Raw genomic sequence first — 1,155 nt, 5'->3', positions numbered from 1 at the left:
CGTGATCGGATGGATGTAGCTCTCGTAGAGCACGCCCAGCACGATGTAGATCACCACCAGCGACGCCAGCAGCAGCCACACCACGTCGGTCTGGCTGCCGGTGAATTCGGCGGCCTTGCCGATGAACTGCGCATGCACGTGCGCCGGCATGTCCAGGCTGGCCTTGGTCTCTTCGATGGCCTTGACCGCATCGGACAGCGAATAACCCGGGGCGACGTTGAACGACACCGTCACCGCAGGCAGCTGCTGCTGGTGGCTGACCAGCAGCGGCGCGCTGGACACCTTGGCCTCGGCCAGCGCCGACAGCGGGATGATGCTGCCCGCACCGACGGTGATGCCGGTGTTCTGCGCGCCGATACCGGTGGCGGTGGACGAGTTGGACGAGGTGACCTGACCGAAGCTGGTCGCGTTGGTGCCGGTCAGTGCGCCGGCGCCATTGGAGGCGACCGCCAGCTGTTCCATCAGCGCGGTGCTGGTGCGGAACTGCGGCGCCACTTCCAGGACCACCCGGTACTGGTTGAGCTCGGTGAAGATGGTCGAGATCTGGCGCTGGCCGAACGCATCGTAGAGCGTGTCGTCGATGGTCTGCATCGGCACGCCCAGCACGCTGGCCTTGTCGCGGTCGATGTTCAATTCCAGTGCGCGGCCCTGGTTGGACAGGTTGTTGTCGACGTCGGCCAGTTCCGGGCGCTGGCGCAGCGCTTCGGTCATGCGGTTGGCCTGCAGTGCCACTTCGGCACTGTCCACGTCCGACAGCGAGTACTGGTACTCGGTGGCGGCCACGCGGGTGTCCAGGGTCACGTCCTGCACCGGCTTCAGGTACAGGGCCACGCCCGGAATGCCGGCGACGGACTTCTGCAGGCGCGGCAGGATCTCATCCAATCCGTCCCGATCGCCGCGCTCTTTCAGCACGATCGACAGCTGGCCCTGGTTGAGCGTGGGATTCATGCTGCCGGCGCCGATGAAGGCTGACACGCCGGTCACGTCCGGGTCCTTGCGCAGCGCCTCGGCAACCTGCTTGGTGCGCTGCTCCATCTGCGGGAACGCAATGTTCTGGTCGGCCTGGACCACGGCGGTGATCAGGCCGGTGTCCTGTTCGGGCAGCAGTCCCTTGGGAATCAACACGTACAGCAGCACGGTCAACACCAGCGCCGC

At 66.0% G+C, this 1,155-nt stretch carries 1 protein-coding gene; it reads right to left on the bottom strand.

Annotated elements, in window-relative coordinates; translation table 11 throughout:
- On the bottom strand, positions 1-1,155 hold a 1,155-nt coding region (locus tag DBR20_RS17830; protein WP_181393123.1), incomplete at both ends, for an efflux RND transporter permease subunit.

It is taken from the genome of Stenotrophomonas sp. HMWF023 (genome assembly GCF_003060985.1).
GTDB classification, from domain to species: Bacteria; Pseudomonadota; Gammaproteobacteria; order Xanthomonadales; family Xanthomonadaceae; genus Stenotrophomonas; species Stenotrophomonas lactitubi.
This window is presented reverse-complemented; position numbering and strand designations above follow the sequence as displayed.